The sequence below is a fragment of the Neobacillus niacini genome, assembly GCF_048572935.1.
GTDB classification, from domain to species: domain Bacteria; phylum Bacillota; class Bacilli; order Bacillales; family Cytobacillaceae; genus Neobacillus; species Neobacillus niacini.
The window spans coordinates 426,313-445,000 of the sequence record NZ_CP183883.1 but is presented as its reverse complement, the minus strand read 5'-3'; the positions used below and the strand labels follow the sequence as shown (position 1 = coordinate 445,000).

The 18,688-nt window shown below is 40.4% G+C and carries 20 protein-coding genes and 1 riboswitch (1 of these 21 cut by a window edge); of the genes, 17 read left to right on the top strand and 3 right to left on the bottom strand.

What is annotated here, in order from left to right; translation table 11 throughout:
• Positions 1-886, top strand: partial view of a fumarylacetoacetate hydrolase family protein gene (locus ACN6MT_RS02055; RefSeq protein WP_419954626.1) — the 3' portion only. The gene continues 11 nt to the left of window position 1, outside the view; only the last 886 of its 897 coding nucleotides appear in the window; its start codon lies beyond the left edge, outside the window; its stop codon occupies positions 884-886.
• A gap of 56 nt (positions 887-942) precedes the next feature.
• Here ACN6MT_RS02055 and ACN6MT_RS02050 read toward each other — a convergent pair whose 3' ends face one another.
• On the bottom strand, positions 943-2,166 hold the full coding sequence (locus ACN6MT_RS02050) for a hypothetical protein (RefSeq protein WP_419954625.1): 1,224 nt from the start codon (positions 2,164-2,166) through the stop codon (positions 943-945).
• Between the two features lie 175 nt (positions 2,167-2,341).
• On the opposite strand from ACN6MT_RS02050, the gene ACN6MT_RS02045 reads away from it, so the two are divergent.
• The 16 genes from ACN6MT_RS02045 to purD all read left to right on the top strand — a co-directional run bounded on the left by ACN6MT_RS02045 (position 2,342) and on the right by purD (position 18,005).
• A complete protein-coding gene (locus tag ACN6MT_RS02045; RefSeq protein ID WP_419954624.1) occupies positions 2,342-2,794 on the top strand; it encodes a MarR family winged helix-turn-helix transcriptional regulator in 453 nt (150 codons plus the stop codon).
• A 65-nt stretch (positions 2,795-2,859) separates the two neighbouring features.
• Positions 2,860-3,777 carry an alpha/beta fold hydrolase gene (locus tag ACN6MT_RS02040; RefSeq protein WP_419954623.1) on the top strand — a complete coding sequence of 306 codons (918 nt, stop codon included), beginning with the start codon at positions 2,860-2,862 and terminating at the stop codon, positions 3,775-3,777.
• Between the two features lie 143 nt (positions 3,778-3,920).
• Positions 3,921-4,445, top strand: a complete 525-nt coding sequence (locus tag ACN6MT_RS02035; RefSeq protein WP_169803733.1) for a DUF2179 domain-containing protein — start codon at positions 3,921-3,923, stop codon at positions 4,443-4,445.
• Positions 4,442-4,639 carry an NETI motif-containing protein gene (locus ACN6MT_RS02030; protein WP_063254700.1) on the top strand — a complete coding sequence of 66 codons (198 nt, stop codon included), beginning with the start codon at positions 4,442-4,444 and terminating at the stop codon, positions 4,637-4,639. The genes ACN6MT_RS02035 and ACN6MT_RS02030 overlap by 4 nt, the downstream gene beginning before the upstream one ends.
• 85 nt (positions 4,640-4,724) lie before the next feature.
• A riboswitch (purine riboswitch) is annotated at positions 4,725-4,826 on the top strand.
• Positions 4,827-5,100: 274 nt separating this feature from the next.
• Positions 5,101-5,589 (top strand): 5-(carboxyamino)imidazole ribonucleotide mutase, encoded by a 489-nt coding sequence (gene purE, locus ACN6MT_RS02025; protein WP_419954622.1) that lies wholly within the window; start codon positions 5,101-5,103, stop codon positions 5,587-5,589.
• Entirely contained in the window at positions 5,576-6,727 is a 1,152-nt protein-coding gene (gene purK / locus ACN6MT_RS02020) for a 5-(carboxyamino)imidazole ribonucleotide synthase (protein ID WP_419954621.1), read from the top strand. The genes purE and purK overlap by 14 nt, the downstream gene beginning before the upstream one ends.
• Positions 6,724-8,022: an adenylosuccinate lyase gene (gene purB, locus ACN6MT_RS02015; RefSeq protein ID WP_419954620.1), complete on the top strand. Its 1,299-nt coding sequence runs from the start codon at positions 6,724-6,726 to the stop codon at positions 8,020-8,022. The genes purK and purB overlap by 4 nt, the downstream gene beginning before the upstream one ends.
• A 312-nt stretch (positions 8,023-8,334) precedes the next feature.
• Positions 8,335-9,048: a phosphoribosylaminoimidazolesuccinocarboxamide synthase gene (purC, locus tag ACN6MT_RS02010; RefSeq protein WP_063254696.1), complete on the top strand. Its 714-nt coding sequence runs from the start codon at positions 8,335-8,337 to the stop codon at positions 9,046-9,048.
• Positions 9,041-9,295: a phosphoribosylformylglycinamidine synthase subunit PurS gene (purS, locus tag ACN6MT_RS02005; protein WP_063254695.1), complete on the top strand. Its 255-nt coding sequence runs from the start codon at positions 9,041-9,043 to the stop codon at positions 9,293-9,295. Before purC ends, purS begins: the two co-directional genes overlap by 8 nt.
• A complete protein-coding gene (gene purQ / locus ACN6MT_RS02000) occupies positions 9,292-9,975 on the top strand; it encodes a phosphoribosylformylglycinamidine synthase subunit PurQ (RefSeq protein WP_419954619.1) in 684 nt (227 codons plus the stop codon). Before purS ends, purQ begins: the two co-directional genes overlap by 4 nt.
• Positions 9,959-12,187, top strand: a complete 2,229-nt coding sequence (purL, locus tag ACN6MT_RS01995; protein ID WP_419954618.1) for a phosphoribosylformylglycinamidine synthase subunit PurL — start codon at positions 9,959-9,961, stop codon at positions 12,185-12,187. Before purQ ends, purL begins: the two co-directional genes overlap by 17 nt.
• Positions 12,163-13,569, top strand: coding sequence for an amidophosphoribosyltransferase (gene purF / locus ACN6MT_RS01990; RefSeq protein ID WP_063254692.1), 1,407 nt, complete (start codon positions 12,163-12,165; stop codon positions 13,567-13,569). Before purL ends, purF begins: the two co-directional genes overlap by 25 nt.
• 11 nt (positions 13,570-13,580) lie before the next feature.
• Entirely contained in the window at positions 13,581-14,606 is a 1,026-nt protein-coding gene (gene purM / locus ACN6MT_RS01985) for a phosphoribosylformylglycinamidine cyclo-ligase (RefSeq protein ID WP_419954617.1), read from the top strand.
• Positions 14,603-15,205, top strand: a complete 603-nt coding sequence (purN, locus tag ACN6MT_RS01980) for a phosphoribosylglycinamide formyltransferase (protein WP_419954616.1) — start codon at positions 14,603-14,605, stop codon at positions 15,203-15,205. The genes purM and purN overlap by 4 nt, the downstream gene beginning before the upstream one ends.
• A complete protein-coding gene (gene purH / locus ACN6MT_RS01975) occupies positions 15,180-16,718 on the top strand; it encodes a bifunctional phosphoribosylaminoimidazolecarboxamide formyltransferase/IMP cyclohydrolase (protein WP_419954615.1) in 1,539 nt (512 codons plus the stop codon). Before purN ends, purH begins: the two co-directional genes overlap by 26 nt.
• 15 nt (positions 16,719-16,733) lie before the next feature.
• Positions 16,734-18,005, top strand: a complete 1,272-nt coding sequence (gene purD / locus ACN6MT_RS01970; RefSeq protein ID WP_419954614.1) for a phosphoribosylamine--glycine ligase — start codon at positions 16,734-16,736, stop codon at positions 18,003-18,005.
• On the opposite strand, the gene ACN6MT_RS01965 is transcribed toward purD, so the two are convergent.
• Complete coding sequence (locus ACN6MT_RS01965) at positions 17,983-18,072, bottom strand: EYxxD motif small membrane protein (RefSeq protein WP_326160974.1); 90 nt, start codon at positions 18,070-18,072, stop codon at positions 17,983-17,985. The genes purD and ACN6MT_RS01965 overlap by 23 nt on opposite strands.
• 315 nt (positions 18,073-18,387) lie before the next feature.
• A complete protein-coding gene (locus ACN6MT_RS01960) occupies positions 18,388-18,681 on the bottom strand; it encodes a YgaP family membrane protein (protein ID WP_419954613.1) in 294 nt (97 codons plus the stop codon).
• Positions 18,682-18,688 lie beyond the last annotated feature (7 nt).

Below are 18,688 nucleotides of genomic sequence, written 5' to 3'. Positions count from 1 at the left end.
AACCATTAAAAAAGAAGGAAAACAGGTGTTAGGAGTAAAAGTTGAGAATGGACTTATTGACCTGGAAGAGGCATTAAGGGTGAGACCAAATAGTCAAGTACATACAAATATTATGGAGGTAATCGCGGGTGGTAATGAGGTCATTTCTATACTTGAAGACTACATTAAAAATCTGCCAACTGAAAATCAAACACATTATATTATGGATGAAGAGAAGGTTGAATGGGGACCATGTGTTACGCAACCAAACAAGATTATATGTGTAGGTTTAAACTATCGCAAACATGCGGACGAAACAAAGTCGCCATATCCAAAAGAACCTGTATTATTTAGTAAATTTAATAATACATTAACAGGACATAAGTGTGAGATTGCTGTTCCAAGAGTGACCAAAAGGCTGGATTACGAAGTTGAGTTAGGGGTGGTAATTGGGAAGGAAGCGAAGGATGTTAGTAAGGAAAATGCATTAGATTATGTATTCGGCTATTGTACAGCGAATGATCTATCAGCACGAGACCTGCAGAAAAGATCAAACCAATGGTTACTCGGAAAAACATGTGATGACTTCAGTCCTATAGGGCCATATCTCGTAACCGCAGATGAAGTACGAGATCCTAACAATTTGCAGTTAAAAACATTTGTGAACGGGGAAATGCGTCAGGATTCCATTACATCAGATATGATTTTTGATGTAGATGAAATTGTCAGCTATATTTCACAGCACATGACCCTTACACCAGGTGATATCATTCTAACTGGAACTCCGGAGGGTGTTATCATAGGCTACCCATTGGAAAAACGGGTTTACTTGAAACCGGGTGATATAGTAACAGTTGAGGTTGAAAAGTTAGGTACATTGACCAATAAATTAGTTGAAGAAAAATAAAGTTTGGGTAAAGAGCCAGGCACTAAAGCCAGCCTGGCACTCCCAAAAAGTATTAATTACCGCCCCGAGTATAAACTAAACACTTCATCCCAACTCCATTTTTCATAATAAGAACTCCCGAGGTTAATATCTTTTATCCAAGTCATCACTTTAGATTGATAGGTAGGAGAAAGCATAACATCTGCATTCTTTCGGTCCGTTCTAATCCAGAACAAATTATTCTTAACGATTTCTGGTCTAAAGTCTCCATCCTTTTCAGAAGGAACAGTGATTTGGGTTTGTTTATTATCTGACAGACTTAATTTATATAGGCTTGGCAATGCACTTTCGTCCAAGTCCCCAGAACCACTTTCCTTCGAACGTGACACGATTATAGTTCGATGATTTTGCCACGTCAAATCACGGTCTACAAAACCCTTTGGGGTTAGAATAACATTTTTCATTGATGGGATTGTTAAAACCTTTAGTCTCTTGTTTATCGTCGCTTCTCGACCATCACCACTTATATATCCGAACAACGCATGATATGGTGCCCATTGGAGCCAAGCGGATTTATTTAACATTTCATCTATCTTTTTAAATGTTTTACCATTAGAAGATAGAATGCATAAAGTGTTTCCATCAGCCGATAAGGAAGCGGTAGGGATTAACAAAAAGCTAATCCACTTCTTATCATTTGACCATTTAAATTCACTAGTAGAAGCATATAGTTCATTTTGGTCAAGTTTAACGGTATAAAAATCGTTAACAACAGGCATTTCTTTTTTTCCTAAGATAACTTTTGATAAAGTAATATCTGAATGAAGTTCAGGGCTTTTTTTAGTTGATATAAGTAAACCTTTACCGGATGGCAGCCAAGAAAAGTTTTCTATGTTTTTTGCTGCCTGCGTAAACTGGCCCAATTTGGCGGTATGTAAAATAACTAGATTTTTTGTAACCTGGAAACCAATCGTATTAGCATTTGGGGACCACTGAAAATTTACGTTAACATTCTCTTTAACTTTAAAATATCTATTGCTCTTTAAACTGTAAAGCCAAAGATCCAAAATATCACCTTCCTTGGCTCCCTTTAAATAAGCAACCCAGCTGCCATCGAATGACCACTTTGGATATCTTACATAACCAGTATCGGTAATCTGTATTTCTTTATCTTTCAACTTTATCCATAAATGATCGTCCCTTACAAAAGCGGCTTTCAAATTTTCCTGTGGTTCTGCGGAGGTAGAATTGGAATGGAAAGCAATTATCAGAAAAAACAAGAAAAGTATCTTCTTCATCATTACAGTCACCTGCCTTATATCTTTAAATCTTAGAATTCCCAATAATAGGTTAAAAGTATGTTTAATATTTTTATTTCTTAGTTTTTCGAATTTCCATTTCTTAATTTTATTTAATATTTAAGTTTACTTAAATATTAATATTGTTTTATAATGGTAATATGAAGAGGTGAAAGAAATGAACAAAGATTTAGAAATAATATGCAGTAAAATTGTAGATTACTCCAATGCCTTGAGTTCACTATTTTTAGAGGACTATAAAAAGTTAATTAACGATGAGTTTGCCGATCTATCAACAAAACAGCAAGTAATTTTAGAACTTTTGAGGGTAAAAACAAGAACCGTTAATGAAATTTCCCACTTTTTATCGATTACAGCCAGTGCAGCGAGTCAGCTCATTTCAAAGCTTGAAAAGCAGGATTATGTAAAAAGGGAGATAAATCCTGATAACCGCCGTGAAATTATCGTCCAACTAGGTGAAAAGGGCCATCACTATAATGAGATGGTCGAAAAGAATCAACTCTTTATAATTGAAAAATATTATGCGCAATTGCCAAAAGATGATTTGGAAAAGCTATTAGACATCCATGAAAAACTCTATCATATTGCTGTTAAAGCGCAGAAAGAATAAATTTTTTTAACTAATACTTAAGTGAGATTAACTATTAAAAGAATTAAATAATGGAGGAGAATTCGATGAGAGACTTTATGGTGCCGCTTAAAGATGGCAGAAGGTTGGCTGTGATTGAATATGGAGATCCAAAAGGGCTGCCAGTAATGTTTTTTCATGGGACACCAGGTTCACGGTTGCTCTTTCTTGAGGACGATGGAATATCAAAAACAGTAGGGATTCGATTGATATCGTTGGATCGTCCGGGCTTTGGATTATCTGACCCGAAACCAAATCGAACACTGCTGGATTGGGCTGACGACATAATCGAAGCAGCTGATTTTTTAAAGCTTGATAAGTTCTCGATTATTGGTGTTTCAGGCGGCGGGGCTTTTGCTGCAGCCTGTGCCTATAAGCTCTCAGAAAGACTCCAATCAGTATCATTAGTAGCCAGCACGACTCCATTTGTAAATGGTAAGTCCCCTAAAGGTACCATGACAGCTAATAAAATCGCTTTTTTTCTCGCTAGAAAGGCACCGTGGCTTGTAAAAGCGAGCTATCGGACTACGAAAAGGCTGCTTGAAGAGCAGCCAGAAAAGTTCATGAAGCAAAACAAAAAGGGTAACAAGCATTTACATGAGTGGGATCGTCAATTTTTACAAACAGACGAACAGTTAAAAGGGCTGATGTTGCACTTGGGAGAAGCTTTTCGGATATCCGTGGATGAATGTGTGAATGAGCCTGTATTATTAACAAAGCCATGGGGATTTTCCTTTAAAGATATTACTGTTCCAATTGATGTGTGGCATGGAGTAGAGGATAGGATGGCCCCGGCTGCGGAAATGAGAAAAATCGCTTCGGCCATTCCGATTTGCTATACTCACTTTATTGCTGAGGCGGGACACTTTTTAACGGATGATGAACAAATTTGGAAGGACATACTGACAACTATTCTTGAACGTGCAAAAGAAAATCCTTCAATTTCACTCTCCTTAGTAAAATAATCCTAGTGAAGGGCCTGTCAAATGACGGGTCTTCTTCAATTTAAATGAAAAATTTAACCAAAAGGGTTACACTAACAAAAGAACAATACTAGAATTGGCTAGTATGAAAATGGGAGGTTAGGTCTTTGTTAGAAAATAGTTTTATGATGGTTTTAATTATCTTACTTATCAACATTGTTTATGTTTCATTTTTTACGATAAGAATGATTCTAACGTTAAAAGGTCAGCGTTATTTGGCTGCGGGCTTGAGTATGATTGAAGTTGTTATCTATGTTTTAGGTCTTGGTCTTGTTTTAAATAATCTTAATGAAATCCAAAATCTGATTGCTTACGCGATTGGTTATGGGATTGGGGTTATTGTCGGGATGAAAATAGAGGAAAAACTGGCATTAGGCTATATTACAGTTAATGTTATTACAAAAGAATATGATAAAGAATTGCCTAAAGTGTTAAGAGAAAAAGGTTACGGTGTAACAAACTGGGAAGCAAACGGGCTTGAGGGGAATCGGATGGCCTTACAAATCTTAACACCTAGAAAATTTGAACTGAAATTATATGACTTGATTAAATCATTGGATCCAAAAGCCTTTATTATTGTCTATGAACCAAAGTCAATTCATGGAGGATTTTGGGTGAAATCTGTGAAGAAAGGGAAATTATTTTCATGAGTAAAAAGAAAATGCAATTTGAGGTACAAGAAAATGAAAGTATTGAAGATTGTTTAGAGCGGATGAAAAAACAGGGATATATACCGGTTCGAAGGACAGAAAAACCAATTTTCCAAGAGGTAGTTAATGGAAAGGAAACTTCCTATGAACCGGTCGGAAGGCAGATTGTATTTGAAGCCATTAGCACTGAGTAAAAACGAACAATAATTTTCGAAGAAATAAAATCGTTCGTTTTTATTGACCGTTTGCGTCTTAAAATGTAATATAAAGGTGTAAAAAAAATATATAACGTAACACCCTCGTATAATAATGGGAATATGGCCCATAAGTATCTACCCAATTACCGTAAATGATTGGACTATGAGGGGAAGTGGAAATGCCAGAAACGTTAACTCGTTTCATGGTCATTTACTGTGCCGATTTCAGCCCGGACAGACTGCTTTCTCTCATGAAATTGGGAAAGTATATCTGTTTTGGGCTTTTTATATTGGTAAAGTAAGAAAAAAGCGTAAGCGCCTTGAACAGGGGAAAACAGAAACTGCTTCTTTCCTAGGGTAAAATGAAGTCAATTTTACCTAAGGTATAAAATACAGTTCAATTTTTCCTAGGGGCTTATGACTGAAAGGCGCTGGAGCTAGAAAAAAGGAGAGAGAGTATGAATCCAAGTGTAGCGGTAATAATGGGGAGCAAATCAGATTGGGAAACGATGAAGCTTACTTGTGAAATCCTTGACCAGTTAGAGGTTCCTTATGAAAAAAAGGTGGTTTCAGCACACCGTACTCCTGATTTGATGTTTGAATTTGCTGAGAATGCTAGAGTAAGAGGAATTAAAGTAATCATCGCAGGTGCAGGCGGTGCTGCTCATCTGCCAGGAATGGTTGCCGCTAAAACGATATTACCAGTAATCGGCGTTCCTGTTCAATCGAGAGCACTGAATGGTATGGATTCTCTATTATCGATTGTGCAAATGCCATCAGGGGTACCGGTGGCAACCGTTGCGATTGGTGCAGCAGGAGCAAAAAACGCAGGACTGCTGGCTGCTCAAATTGTATCCATTAACGATCCTAGCTTACAAGAGAGACTAGAGCAGGTCCGCAAAGAAGCTGAAGCAGCGGCTATAGAAAGTAGTGATGAGCTTGTCTAAAACGATTTTTCCAGGACAAACGATCGGAATTATAGGCGGAGGTCAGCTAGGCAGGATGATGGCACTTGCGGCCAGAGCAATGGGTTATCGAATTGCTGTATTAGATCCTGTAGAAGATTCACCGTGCGGCCAAGTGGCAGATTATAAGATTATCGGCAACTATGATGATCTGGCAGCCATTAGCCAACTAGCTGAAGTCAGTGATGTCATTACCTACGAATTTGAAAATATTGACGCTGCGGCGCTTGAATGGCTTTGTGATCAGGCATATGTGCCACAGGGTAAAAGTTTACTTGAGATTACTCAGGACCGGGTGAAAGAAAAAGCGGCAATTGTAAATGCAGGTGTCCAGGTAGCACCATATGCAGTCATTAATTCCGTGAATGACCTTGTAGAAAATTGTGAACGACTTGGCTTCCCTGTTGTATTAAAAACAGCACGGGGCGGCTACGACGGCAAAGGGCAAGTAGTTCTAAATAATAGTCAGGATATTGAAAAGGCTCAAGTACTTCTTGAGTACGGACAATGTATCTTGGAAAAATGGATTTCTTTTACGAAAGAAATTTCAGTGATTATTACTAGAAATCCAAATGGCGAAACAGCAGTATTTCCGGTTGGAGAAAATATTCATCAGGATAATATTCTCCACCAAACGATTGTTCCTGCACGTATTAGTAAACTAGCGGAGGATAAAGCCATTCAATCGGCGGTACAACTTGCTAATGCATTTGAGTTAGTAGGGACATTAGCGGTTGAAATGTTTTTATCAGCGGGGGATAAGATATACATAAATGAACTCGCTCCTAGACCGCATAATTCAGGGCATTATACGATTGAAGCATGTGAAACTTCACAATTCGAGCAGCATATCAGGGCTGTGTGTAACTTGCCCCTCGGTAAGACAGAGCTATTAAAGCCAGCGGTGATGGTTAACATATTAGGAGAGCATGTTCAAAACGTGTTAGAAAAATTAACAAACGTACCGGATTGGAAAGTTCATTTATATGGTAAAAAAGAGGCTAAATTTAAGAGAAAGATGGGGCATGTAACGATTCTTTGTGATACGGTTGATACTGTCCTTGAAGATGTGGCTAACAGTAACATCTGGGAAGAAAAAAGTCTGGAGGCAAAAAGATGATTGATCGTTATACAAGACCTGAAATGGGTGCGATTTGGACAGAGGAAAACCGCTTTAAAGCTTGGCTGGAGGTTGAAATCCTTGCTTGTGAAGCATGGGCTGAGTTAGGTGAAATTCCGAAAGAAGACGTAAAGAAGCTTCGTGAAAATGCATCTTTTAATATTGACCGGATTAAAGAAATTGAAGAAGAAACTAGACATGATGTTGTTGCCTTTACTCGCGCAGTATCCGAGACATTAGGGGAAGAACGCAAGTGGGTACATTACGGATTAACTTCAACAGATGTAGTGGATACGGCTTTATCTTACTTATTAAAACAAGCTAATGTAATTATCCGCAAAGACCTTGAAAACTTTATTGAAATTTTAAAGAACAAAGCGATTGAGCATAAATTTACTGTCATGATGGGCCGTACGCACGGAGTACATGCGGAACCAACAACATTCGGCTTAAAGCTTGCTCTTTGGTACGAAGAAATGAAACGAAACCTGGAACGTTTTAATCATGCAGCTGCCGGTGTTGAGTTTGGGAAGATTTCCGGGGCAGTTGGAACATACGCGAATATCAACCCGTTTGTTGAACAATATGTGTGTGAAAAACTTGGTACTCAGCCTGCACCAATCTCAACCCAAACCTTGCAGCGCGACCGTCACGCACACTATATGTCTACTCTTGCATTGATTGCTACTTCGATTGAAAAATTTGCTGTGGAAGTGCGCGGATTACAAAAAAGCGAAACGCGTGAAGTAGAAGAGTTTTTTGCAAAAGGACAAAAAGGTTCATCTGCAATGCCTCATAAACGAAACCCAATTGGGTCTGAAAATATGACAGGTTTGGCACGCGTCATTCGAGGCTATATGATGACAGCCTATGAAAATGTTCCACTATGGCATGAGCGCGATATCTCCCACTCTTCTGCGGAGCGGATCATTTTACCGGATGCAACAATTGCCTTGAACTACATGTTAAATCGTTTTGGTAACATCATTAAAAACTTAACTGTTTATCCGGAAAACATGAAACGTAACATGGACCGGACGCTTGGTTTGATTTATTCTCAAAGAGTTCTGCTGGCATTGATTGACAAAGGTTTATCACGTGAAGAGGCGTATGATACCGTTCAGCCAAAAACAGCGGAATCATGGGAAAATCAAGTTCCATTCCGCGGTTTGATCGAAGAAGAACCAAAAATTACAAGCCTGCTTTCTGCAGAAGAAATTGCGGACTGCTTCGATTACAACTATCACCTTCAGCATGTTAATACGATTTTTGAACGATTAGGGTTGAACTGCTAAAGGTTAAAAATGACTGAAATCGATTGAAAAATGAAAGCCGGTCACTAAGGAAAATTTCTTGGTGACCGGAATAGTTGAAAAAATAAGTGAGTGGTAACCAAAAAGGGCTTTTAGTGCCCGGAACGCTAGAAAAAGCGAGACAGTGGTAACCAACGAGGGCTCTTAGTGCCCGAAACGGTGGAAAAAGTAAGAAAGTGGTAACCAAAAAGAGTTTTTGGTTCCTGCTATCCTTGAAAAGTAAAAATCAGGTCACTAAAAGTGACCAATATTACCTCGAAGATTCCCAATATTGCGAAATAGGAGTGATTCTATATGAGAGAACTTCTCTATGAAGGAAAAGCGAAGCGAATTTTTAGTACAGATGATGAACAAACTGTTTTGATTGAATATAAGGATTCGGCAACTGCTTTCAACGGGCAAAAGAAGGCAGATATTACCGGTAAAGGGCGTTTAAATAACGAAATTACTAGTTTGCTATTTTTAAACCTTCAAGCACAGGGCATCCCGTCGCATTTTATTAAGCGTATTTCAGAAACCGAGCAGCTGGTGAAAAGGGTAACCATTATCCCGCTTGAAGTTGTCGTTCGCAATATTGCTGCAGGAAGTCTTTCAAAAAGATTAGGAATCGAAGAAGGTAAAGAATTATCAAAGCCGCTTGTAGAGTTTTATTTAAAAAATGACGATCTTGGCGACCCATTACTAACTACTGAACATATTTACGAATTGAACTTAGCAACAGAAGAGGAACTAACCGTCCTAAAAGAGAAGGCATTAAAAATTAATACAGTTTTATCAAGCTTTTTTAACGAATTAGGGATTAATCTTATAGACTTCAAACTTGAGTTTGGAAAAGACGCTGAAGGCAGCATTTTATTAGCGGATGAGATTTCACCAGACACTTGTAGACTTTGGGACAAAAAGACAAATGAAAAGCTCGATAAAGATGTATTCCGTCGTGACCTTGGTAGTTTAACAGAAGCATATGAAAACATATTAGCTAGATTAGGGGGAAAACAGCATGTTTAAGGTAAAGGTATATGTCACGTTAAGAGAAAGTGTATTAGATCCACAAGGTAAGGCAGTAACTCATTCTCTGCATTCATTAAATTATCCGGAAGTATCCGATGTACGAATCGGTAAATATATGGAACTAACGATTGAAAAGTCAGAGCGCGACCTTGATGAAGTAATCAATGAGATTTGCAGCAAGTTATTAGCAAATACAGTCATTGAAGACTATCGTTATGAAGTAGAGGAGTGTGTTCCTCAGTGAAGTTTGCAGTCATCGTTTTTCCAGGATCTAACTGTGACGTAGATATGTACCATGCGATTAAGGATGAACTTGGTGAACAGGTTGAATATGTGTGGCATGATACTGAGAGCTTAGATGAGTTTGATGGAATCTTACTTCCTGGCGGTTTCTCATACGGTGATTATCTACGTACAGGAGCCATTGCCCGTTTTAGTAAAGTCATGCAGGCGGTTGTAAAAGCAGCAGAAGCAGGGAAACCGATTTTAGGTGTCTGCAACGGATTTCAAATTCTTTTGGAAGCAGGATTACTGCCTGGAGCCATGAGACGAAATGAAAGTCTATCATTTATCTGTAAACCAGTTAATTTAAAGGTAGTCAACAATCAGACGATGTTTTCAACCGCCTACACGCAAGAAGAAACGATTTCAATCCCTGTCGCTCATGGTGAAGGAAACTACTATTGCGACGAAGAAACGCTTGCTGCACTTAAAGAAAATAACCAAATCGTTTTTACTTACCAAGATAACCCGAACGGAAGTCTAGAAGATATAGCAGGAATTATCAATGAAAAAGGAAATGTCCTTGGGATGATGCCACACCCTGAAAGAGCCGTTGATAAGTTACTAGGCGGAGCAGATGGACTAAAATTATTTCAATCGATTGTAAGAAGCTGGAGGGAAGCAAATGTTGTTAAAGCATGAACCAAGACCAGATCAAGTAAAGACAGAAAAACTTTATCAGCAAATGGGCTTATCCGATGAAGAATTCACCCAGATTGAAAACATTCTTGGACGGACACCGAACTACACAGAAACTGGCCTTTTCTCGGTTATGTGGTCTGAGCATTGCAGTTATAAAAACTCTAAACCAGTCCTAAGAAAGTTCCCAACGACAGGTGAGCGTGTTCTTCAAGGTCCTGGAGAAGGGGCCGGAATTGTCGATATCGGCGATAATCAAGCAGTAGTATTTAAAATCGAAAGCCATAACCACCCATCAGCCATCGAGCCATATCAAGGGGCGGCTACCGGTGTTGGCGGAATTATCCGTGATATCTTTTCAATGGGTGCGCGTCCTATCGCACTATTAAACTCACTTCGTTTCGGAGAACTTGATGAATCCGCAAGAGTACGCTACCTATTCAAAGAAGTCGTTGCCGGAATCGCTGGCTACGGTAACTGTATCGGAATCCCAACGGTTGGCGGCGAAATTCAATTTGAACCATGTTATGAAGGCAATCCGTTAGTAAATGCAATGTGTGTTGGCTTAATTGACCATAAAGACATTAAAAAAGGTCTTGCACAAGGTGTTGGCAATACGGTGATGTATGTTGGAGCGAAAACAGGTCGTGATGGAATTCATGGTGCAACCTTTGCTTCGGAAGAATTAACAGAACAGTCTGATGAAAATCGCCCGGCGGTTCAAGTGGGCGACCCATTCATGGAAAAACTTTTACTAGAAGCCTGCCTAGAATTGATTCAATCTGACGCCCTTGTCGGTATTCAGGATATGGGTGCTGCCGGGTTAACAAGTTCTTCAGCAGAAATGGCAAGTAAAGCTGGAATGGGTATTGAAATGAATTTAGACCTTGTTCCACAGCGTGAAACAGGTATGACTGCATATGAAATGATGCTTTCAGAATCACAGGAGCGTATGCTGATTGTTGTTACAAAGGGAAGAGAGCAGGAAATCAAAGACCTTTTCACAAAATACGATCTTGAAGCAGTAGCGATTGGTACAGTAACAGATGATAAAAAACTACGTTTGTTGCAACATGGTGAAATCGTTGCAGATGTTCCAGTGGATGCTCTAGCTGAGGACGCACCAGTTTATCATAAGCCATCAAAAGAACCAATTTACTATCAGGAATTCCAAGCACTAGATGTGGAAGTTCCACAGGTTGAAGATTTAAATGAAACATTGAAACAACTTCTTAGCCAGCCTACAATTGCTAGCAAGGAATGGGTTTATAACCAATACGATTATATGGTACGTACGAATACAGTCGTTGCACCTGGATCAGACGCTTCTGTTGTCAGAATCCGCGGAACCCGTAAGGCATTGGCAATGACGACTGATTGTAACTCACGCTATGTGTTTTTAGACCCTGAAGTTGGCGGGGCAATTGCGGTTGCTGAAGCAGCACGTAATATTGTTTGTTCCGGTGCAGAGCCATTAGCGATTACTGACAACCTCAACTTTGGAAATCCTGAAAAGCCAGAAGTGTTCTGGCAGATTGAAAAAGCAGCAGACGGAATCAGCGAGGCTTGCCGTGTTCTTAATACTCCAGTTATAGGCGGTAACGTCTCTTTATATAACGAAACAAGCGGAACTGCGATTTACCCAACACCAGTCATTGGAATGGTTGGCTTAGTCACTGACCTTGATCATATTACAACTCAAAACTTTAAGACTAGTGGAGATCTTATTTACTTAGTCGGCGAAACAAAACCAGAATTTGGAGGCAGTGAGTTACAGAAACTGCAAAACGGCCGGATTTTCGGTAAAGCTCCAGAACTTAATGTTCAACTAGAAAAGGAAAGACAGGATCAAGTGTTGGCTGCTATTCGTGCAGGAGTGGTTCAATCGGCACACGACCTATCTGAAGGCGGTTTAGGTGTAGCGGTGGCTGAAAGTCTTTTTGGCCAAGAACAGCTTGGGGCAGCTATCACAATTGAAGGTAACCCAGTAACTGCTTTATTCAGTGAAACACAATCCCGTTTCTTATTAACAGTGAAAAAAGAACATCAATCAGCGTTTGAAAGTTTAGTAGCTGCAAGACTGATTGGTGAGGTAAATGATACAGCCGTTTTAAAGGTGAATGCTGAGAATAACACGATTTTAGAAGCTTCAGTAAACGAATTAAAGGATGCCTGGAAAGGAGCTATTCCATGCTTGCTGAAATCAAGGGGTTAAACGAAGAATGCGGAGTTTTTGGTGTCTTTGGACATCCAGATTCCGCACAGCTTACCTATTACGGACTCCACAGCCTGCAACATCGTGGTCAGGAGGGTACGGGTATTGTCGTATCCAACGGGGAAAAGCTTAGTGTTGTGAAAGGTGAAGGACTAGTTTCGGAAATTTTCACAGCTGACGTGATGGAAAAATTAAAGGGTACGTCTGCAATTGGGCATGTTCGCTATGCTACAGCTGGGGGCGGCGGTTATGAGAACGTCCAGCCCTTGCTGTTCCATTCTCAAACTGGAAGCCTGGCACTTGCTCATAATGGTAATTTAGTAAATGCCAATTTCTTAAAACATCAGCTTGAAGCACAAGGAAGTATTTTTCAAACAAGCTCTGACACAGAAGTATTAGCTCATTTAATTAGGAGAAGCGGTTATCCCCAGTTGAAGGATCAGGTGAAAAATGCGCTTTCGATGTTAAAAGGTGCCTATGCCTATTTAATTTTAACAGAGAAGGAATTAATGGTTGCTCTCGATCCTCATGGATTAAGACCACTTTCACTTGGCTGTCTTGGAGAGGCCTATGTGGTTGCTTCTGAGACCTGCGCCTTTGATGTTGTTGGAGCAGAATACATCCGTGATATCAGACCTGGAGAATTATTAATCATCAATGAAGAGGGAATAACCTCAGAACAATTTGCGTTTAACTCGACAAAGTCCATTTGTGCGATGGAATATGTTTATTTTTCTAGACCTGATAGTAATATCCAAGGAATCAATGTTCATACAGCCCGTAAAAACATGGGGAAAAGATTGGCAGTAGAGGCACCTATTGAAGCAGATGTAGTAACTGGCGTTCCAGATTCTAGTATCTCTGCTGCGATAGGATATGCCGAATCCGCAGGTATTCCTTATGAAATGGGATTAATTAAGAACAAATATGTCGGCAGGACCTTCATTCAGCCAACCCAAACGTTACGGGAGCAGGGTGTGAAGATGAAGCTGTCTGCAGTTCGCGGCGTTGTTGAAGGAAAACGGGTCGTTATGGTGGATGATTCTATTGTCCGAGGAACGACGAGCAGAAGAATTGTAAACCTGTTAAAAGAGGCAGGAGCAACAGAGGTACACGTTGTCATCAGTTCACCTCCAATAAAAAATCCATGTTTCTATGGAATTGATACATCATCTAAAGAAGAATTGATCGCTTCAGATAAATCAGTGGAAGAAATTAGGCAGTTGATTGGTGCAGATTCTCTTACGTTCCTAAGTACGGAAGGAATGGTAGGAGCAATCATGAAAACTGAAGGAACAAATGGTTTCTGCCTTGGCTGCTTTACAGGAGACTATCCAACAGAAATTTATCCGGACACACTCCAATATTACTATCAAAAATAGGGGGGACCATCATGGCGAATGCTTATACACAGGCAGGGGTAAACATCGAAGCAGGCTATGAAGCTGTTGAGAGAATGAAAAAGCATGTACAAAAAACAGCCAGAGCTGGCGTAATAGGTGGTCTCGGCGGTTTTGGCGGTATGTTTGATCTATCATCGTTGAATTTGAAAGAACCAGTTCTAGTATCAGGAACAGATGGTGTTGGTACAAAGTTGATGATTGCATTTTGGATGGATCAGCATGAAACGATTGGAATTGACGCAGTAGCAATGTGTGTCAATGATATTGTGGTTCAAGGCGCTGAGCCTTTGTTCTTTTTAGACTATATTGCAACCGGAAAAGCAAAGCCTGAAAAGATTGAAGCGATTGTCAAGGGCATAGCTGATGGATGTGAGCAGGCTGGCTGTGCACTGATCGGCGGAGAAACAGCTGAAATGCCTGGATTATATAGTGAAAATGAGTATGATTTAGCAGGATTTACGGTTGGTGCATGTGAAAAAAGCCAATTGATTACGGGGGAAACCATTCAGGCTGGTGATGTATTAATTGGATTAGCCTCAAGCGGAATCCACAGCAATGGTTATTCACTTGTTCGGAAGGTTTTTAATAACTGGGCGTTAACAGAATATGTTGACGAACTTGGCACAAGCTTGGGAGAAGAGTTATTAAAACCAACGAAAATCTATGTTAAACCAATTCTTTCAGCATTGAAGAAGTTCAACCTAAAAGGAATGGCTCACATTACCGGAGGCGGTTTTATAGAGAATATCCCTCGGATGCTTCCTAATGGACTTGGAGCAGCCATCTTTGAAAAAAGCTGGGACATCCCGCCGATTTTTAATTTAATTACAACAGTTGGACAAATTGACCAACTGGAAATGTATAATATCTTTAATATGGGTATCGGCATGGTGATTGCAGTGGATAAGGATATCGCTGCAGACGTGATGGATCATTTAAAGCAATGCGGAGAAACTGCCTATGAAATTGGTGTTGTAACGGCAGAAGAAGGCATTACAATCGGTGGCCGCCGATGAGAAAGATTGCTGTGTTTGCCTCAGGAAACGGAAGCAATTTTCAAGCGATTATTGATGTAGTACAAACTGGAGAGCTAAAAGCGGATATAGCTCTTCTTGTTTGTGATAAGCCAGGTGCTTTTGCTATCGAGCGGGCAAATGCCGCACGTATCCCGACATTTTCTTTTAATCCAAAGGAATTTAGCTCCAAAGAAGCGTATGAAAAAGTCATTACGGAGCAATTAACGAGTTATGGTGTAGAATTTATCGTGCTTGCAGGTTACATGAGGCTAATAGGTCCAACCTTGCTTCGTGAATATGCTGGACGTATTATTAATATACATCCTTCACTACTTCCAGCTTTTCCAGGTAAAGACGCAATCGGTCAAGCATTAGCTGCAAAAGCAGAATGGAGCGGAGTGACCATCCACTACGTTGATGAAGGAATGGACACTGGACCGATTATTGTACAGGAACGCGTTCGGATAAGTGAAAAGGAAACAAGAGAGAGTCTGCAACGGAAAATACAACGTATCGAGCATAAGCTATATCCATCTATCCTGCAAATGCTGTTAACGAGAGGGGAAGTTCAACATGACGAAAAAGCGCGCACTTATTAGTGTTTCTGATAAAAATGGTATTTCTGATTTTGCAAAAGAATTAGTCAGCTTAGGTTTTGAAATTATTTCAACAGGCGGAACGAAAAAGACTCTTCAAGAACAAGGCATTCCCGTCCTCGGTGTGAGTGATGTTACCGGCTTTCCAGAAATATTAGAAGGACGTGTAAAAACGTTAAATCCGTTCATTCATGGAGGCTTGCTAGCTAAACATGATGACGAACAACACCAAAAGCAGCTCCAAGAACATAGTATTGATCCGATTCAAATTGTTTGTGTGAACCTTTATCCGTTTCAACAAACGATTGCAAAACCAGATGTAACAACGGAGGACGCGATTGAAAATATCGATATCGGCGGGCCGGCGATGTTACGTGCTTCAGCAAAAAATCATCAATATGTAACAGTGGTTGTTGACCCTGTTGACTATAGTAAGGTGATTGAGGAATTAAAGGCAGATGGTAAAACGACGCTAGAAACACGTAGAAAACTTGCGGCAAAGGTTTACCGTCACACAGCTGCTTATGACGCATTAATTGCCGAATACATGACAGAGCTAGCGCAGGAAGAAACACCTGAAAAATTAACCGTTACATATGAGCTAAAGCAGTCGCTCCGTTACGGCGAAAATCCGCACCAAAAAGCTGCATTTTATAAAAAACCACTTGGTTCCACGTTCTCCATCGCTAATGCAGAGCAGCTTCATGGTAAAGAGCTTTCTTATAATAATATTAATGACGCCGACGCTGCATTGCAGATTGTGAAAGAATTTACAGAGCCTGCAGCTGTTGCGGTGAAGCATATGAACCCATGCGGTATTGGCACTGGAACAAATAGTTTTGCTGCTTTCGAAAAAGCTTTTGCTGCTGATCCTGTTTCAATTTTTGGTGGAATTATTGCCTTTAATAGTGAAGTGGATGCCGAGACAGCTGGCAAGCTTCATGAGATTTTCTTAGAAATCATTATTGCTCCTTCATTCTCTGAGGAAGCATTATCAATTTTAACGGCGAAAAAGAACTTACGTTTATTAACGATTCCATTTTCAGGTGCAAAGAAACCAGAAATGAAGTTAACAACCATCGAAGGCGGACTGCTTCTTCAGGAACAAGACCGCTTTACATTAGAAAATGCTACGATCTCTGTACCAACAAAGAGACAGCCAACTGAGCAAGAGTGGGAAGCATTAAAGCTTGGCTGGAAGGTAGTAAAACATGTGAAATCAAATGCCATTGTCGTGACGAAAGAGGATATGACAATTGGAATTGGTGCAGGTCAAATGAACCGTGTTGGTGCCGCTGAAATCGCCTTAAAACAAGCAGGTGAAAAAGCAGCAGGGGCAGCACTTGCTTCCGACGCCTTTTTCCCAATGGATGATACCGTTGAAGCAGCAGCAAAGGCAGGAATCACTGCAATCATTCAGCCTGGCGGTTCCATCCGCGATGAGGATTCCATCAAAAAAGCGGATGAATACGGAATTGCTATGGTCTTTACCGGAGTTAGACATTTTAAACATTAAAACGAGGTGAAATGGATGAAGGTTCTTATCATTGGCCGAGGCGGAAGAGAGCATGCATTGTGCCGAAAGGTAAGTGAAAGCACGCTTGTGGAAAAGGTGTTTGTGGCTCCTGGTAACCACGGAATGGAAGATGTTGCAGAACGTGTGGCAATCGACGAAAGTAACCATGAACAACTAATTCAATTTGCGACAGAACAGGGAATAGGTCTAACGATTATCGGGCCAGAAGTACCTTTACTAGAAGGGTTAGCAGATAAATTTGAAGCTGAAGGTCTGGCAGTGTTCGGACCACGTAAATTGGCAGCCGAAATCGAAGGAAGTAAATCGTTTGCAAAGGAAATCATGAGGAAATATGAGATTCCTACTGCAGATTATGCCGTATTTACCAACTATGAGGAAGCCAAGAAGTATATTGAAGAAAAAGGCGCGCCTATTGTCATCAAAGCTGATGGATTAGCAGCAGGTAAAGGCGTGACAGTAGCATTAACACTTGAAGAGGCATTACAAAGTACAGAAGAAATGCTCGTTGGACAAAAGTTTGGTGACGCATCATCACGAGTGGTGATTGAAGAGTTTTTAAGCGGTGAAGAATTTTCTCTTATGGCATTCGTGAATGGGGAAGTGGTTATACCGTTAGAAATCGCGCAAGATCATAAACGTGCTTTTGATGGTGATAACGGTCCTAATACAGGTGGAATGGGTGCATATTCTCCTGTTCCACATATTGCCCATGGAACAGTTGAAACAGCAATCGAAACAATCCTTATACCTGCAGCGAAAGCAATGGTTCAAGAAGGAAGAAGCTTCTGCGGGATTCTTTATGCAGGGTTAATTGCAAGTGAAAAAGGGCCAAAGGTGATCGAGTTTAATGCCCGCTTTGGTGACCCCGAAACACAAGTAATTTTACCAAGGTTAAAATCTGATTTGGTTCAGACTATCTTAGCTATTTTAGACGGCGGCACCCCAGAGTTAGTTTGGGATGAACAATCAATGATTGGCGTTGTGGTTGCGGCTAAAGGCTATCCAGAGCAATATGATAAGGGTGCTGTTCTAGAAGGATTGGCGGACTTTTCTAATGAAGTCTATACCTTCCATGCAGGAACAAATAAAAATGCTTTAGGTGAATTTGAAACCGCAGGAGGCCGAGTTCTCTTAGTTGGTGCAAAAGCAGATAATTTAAAGGAAGCGCAGGATATTGTCTACCAAGAGCTGGATAAATTAAAATGTGACGGAGTTTTTTATCGAAAAGATATTGGCTTTAAGGCTATCGGGCGCGTCTTCTGTTAGAGCGGCGGATAAACACAAATAGAAGAGCAACAATACCGCCGATTAAGCTGATAAGCACGAACGACATATCTAATAAATATTCCCAAAACATGACAGATTACCTTCCTTTCAAGGGCTGACCAAACACGGTCAGCCCGTTTATTTTTGGTTTGTCGGTTAAACATTCATAAACCCCAAGAAGAGTAACAAATAGCGTCTATTCCTATTCGTTACCGTCAGCCCAAATAGTCGGGGGATAAGGGCACGAATAGGCTCTATTCGTTACCGTAAACGCAAAAAGTCGAGGGATAAGGGCACGAATAGAGTTTATTCGTTACCACAAACCCCAAAAAGCTGAGGATAAGGGCACGAATAGCGTCTAACTATCGGAAATCATAAAAGATTAAGTCGGGTTATATGGCAGCACTTCATCAACTTCGCCATTGTCTGCCCCATCACCAAGTGCCAATACCGGTTTTTCCTGTTCCATTTCCTGATATCTTTCAAATAGCGCTGTCACAGGGCAAAAACGAACGATTCCCTCTGCCACCTTCATTGCGCCGCATATCGCAATAAAAAAATAGGAATCTCTCCAAGGAAACTTCACCATTTTCGCTGTACTCCAAGATAGGACGGTAAGCCCAATTGTAATCCTTATTAATGCATTCAGAATCCCGATATTTTTAGTAATGTTCACATTGTTC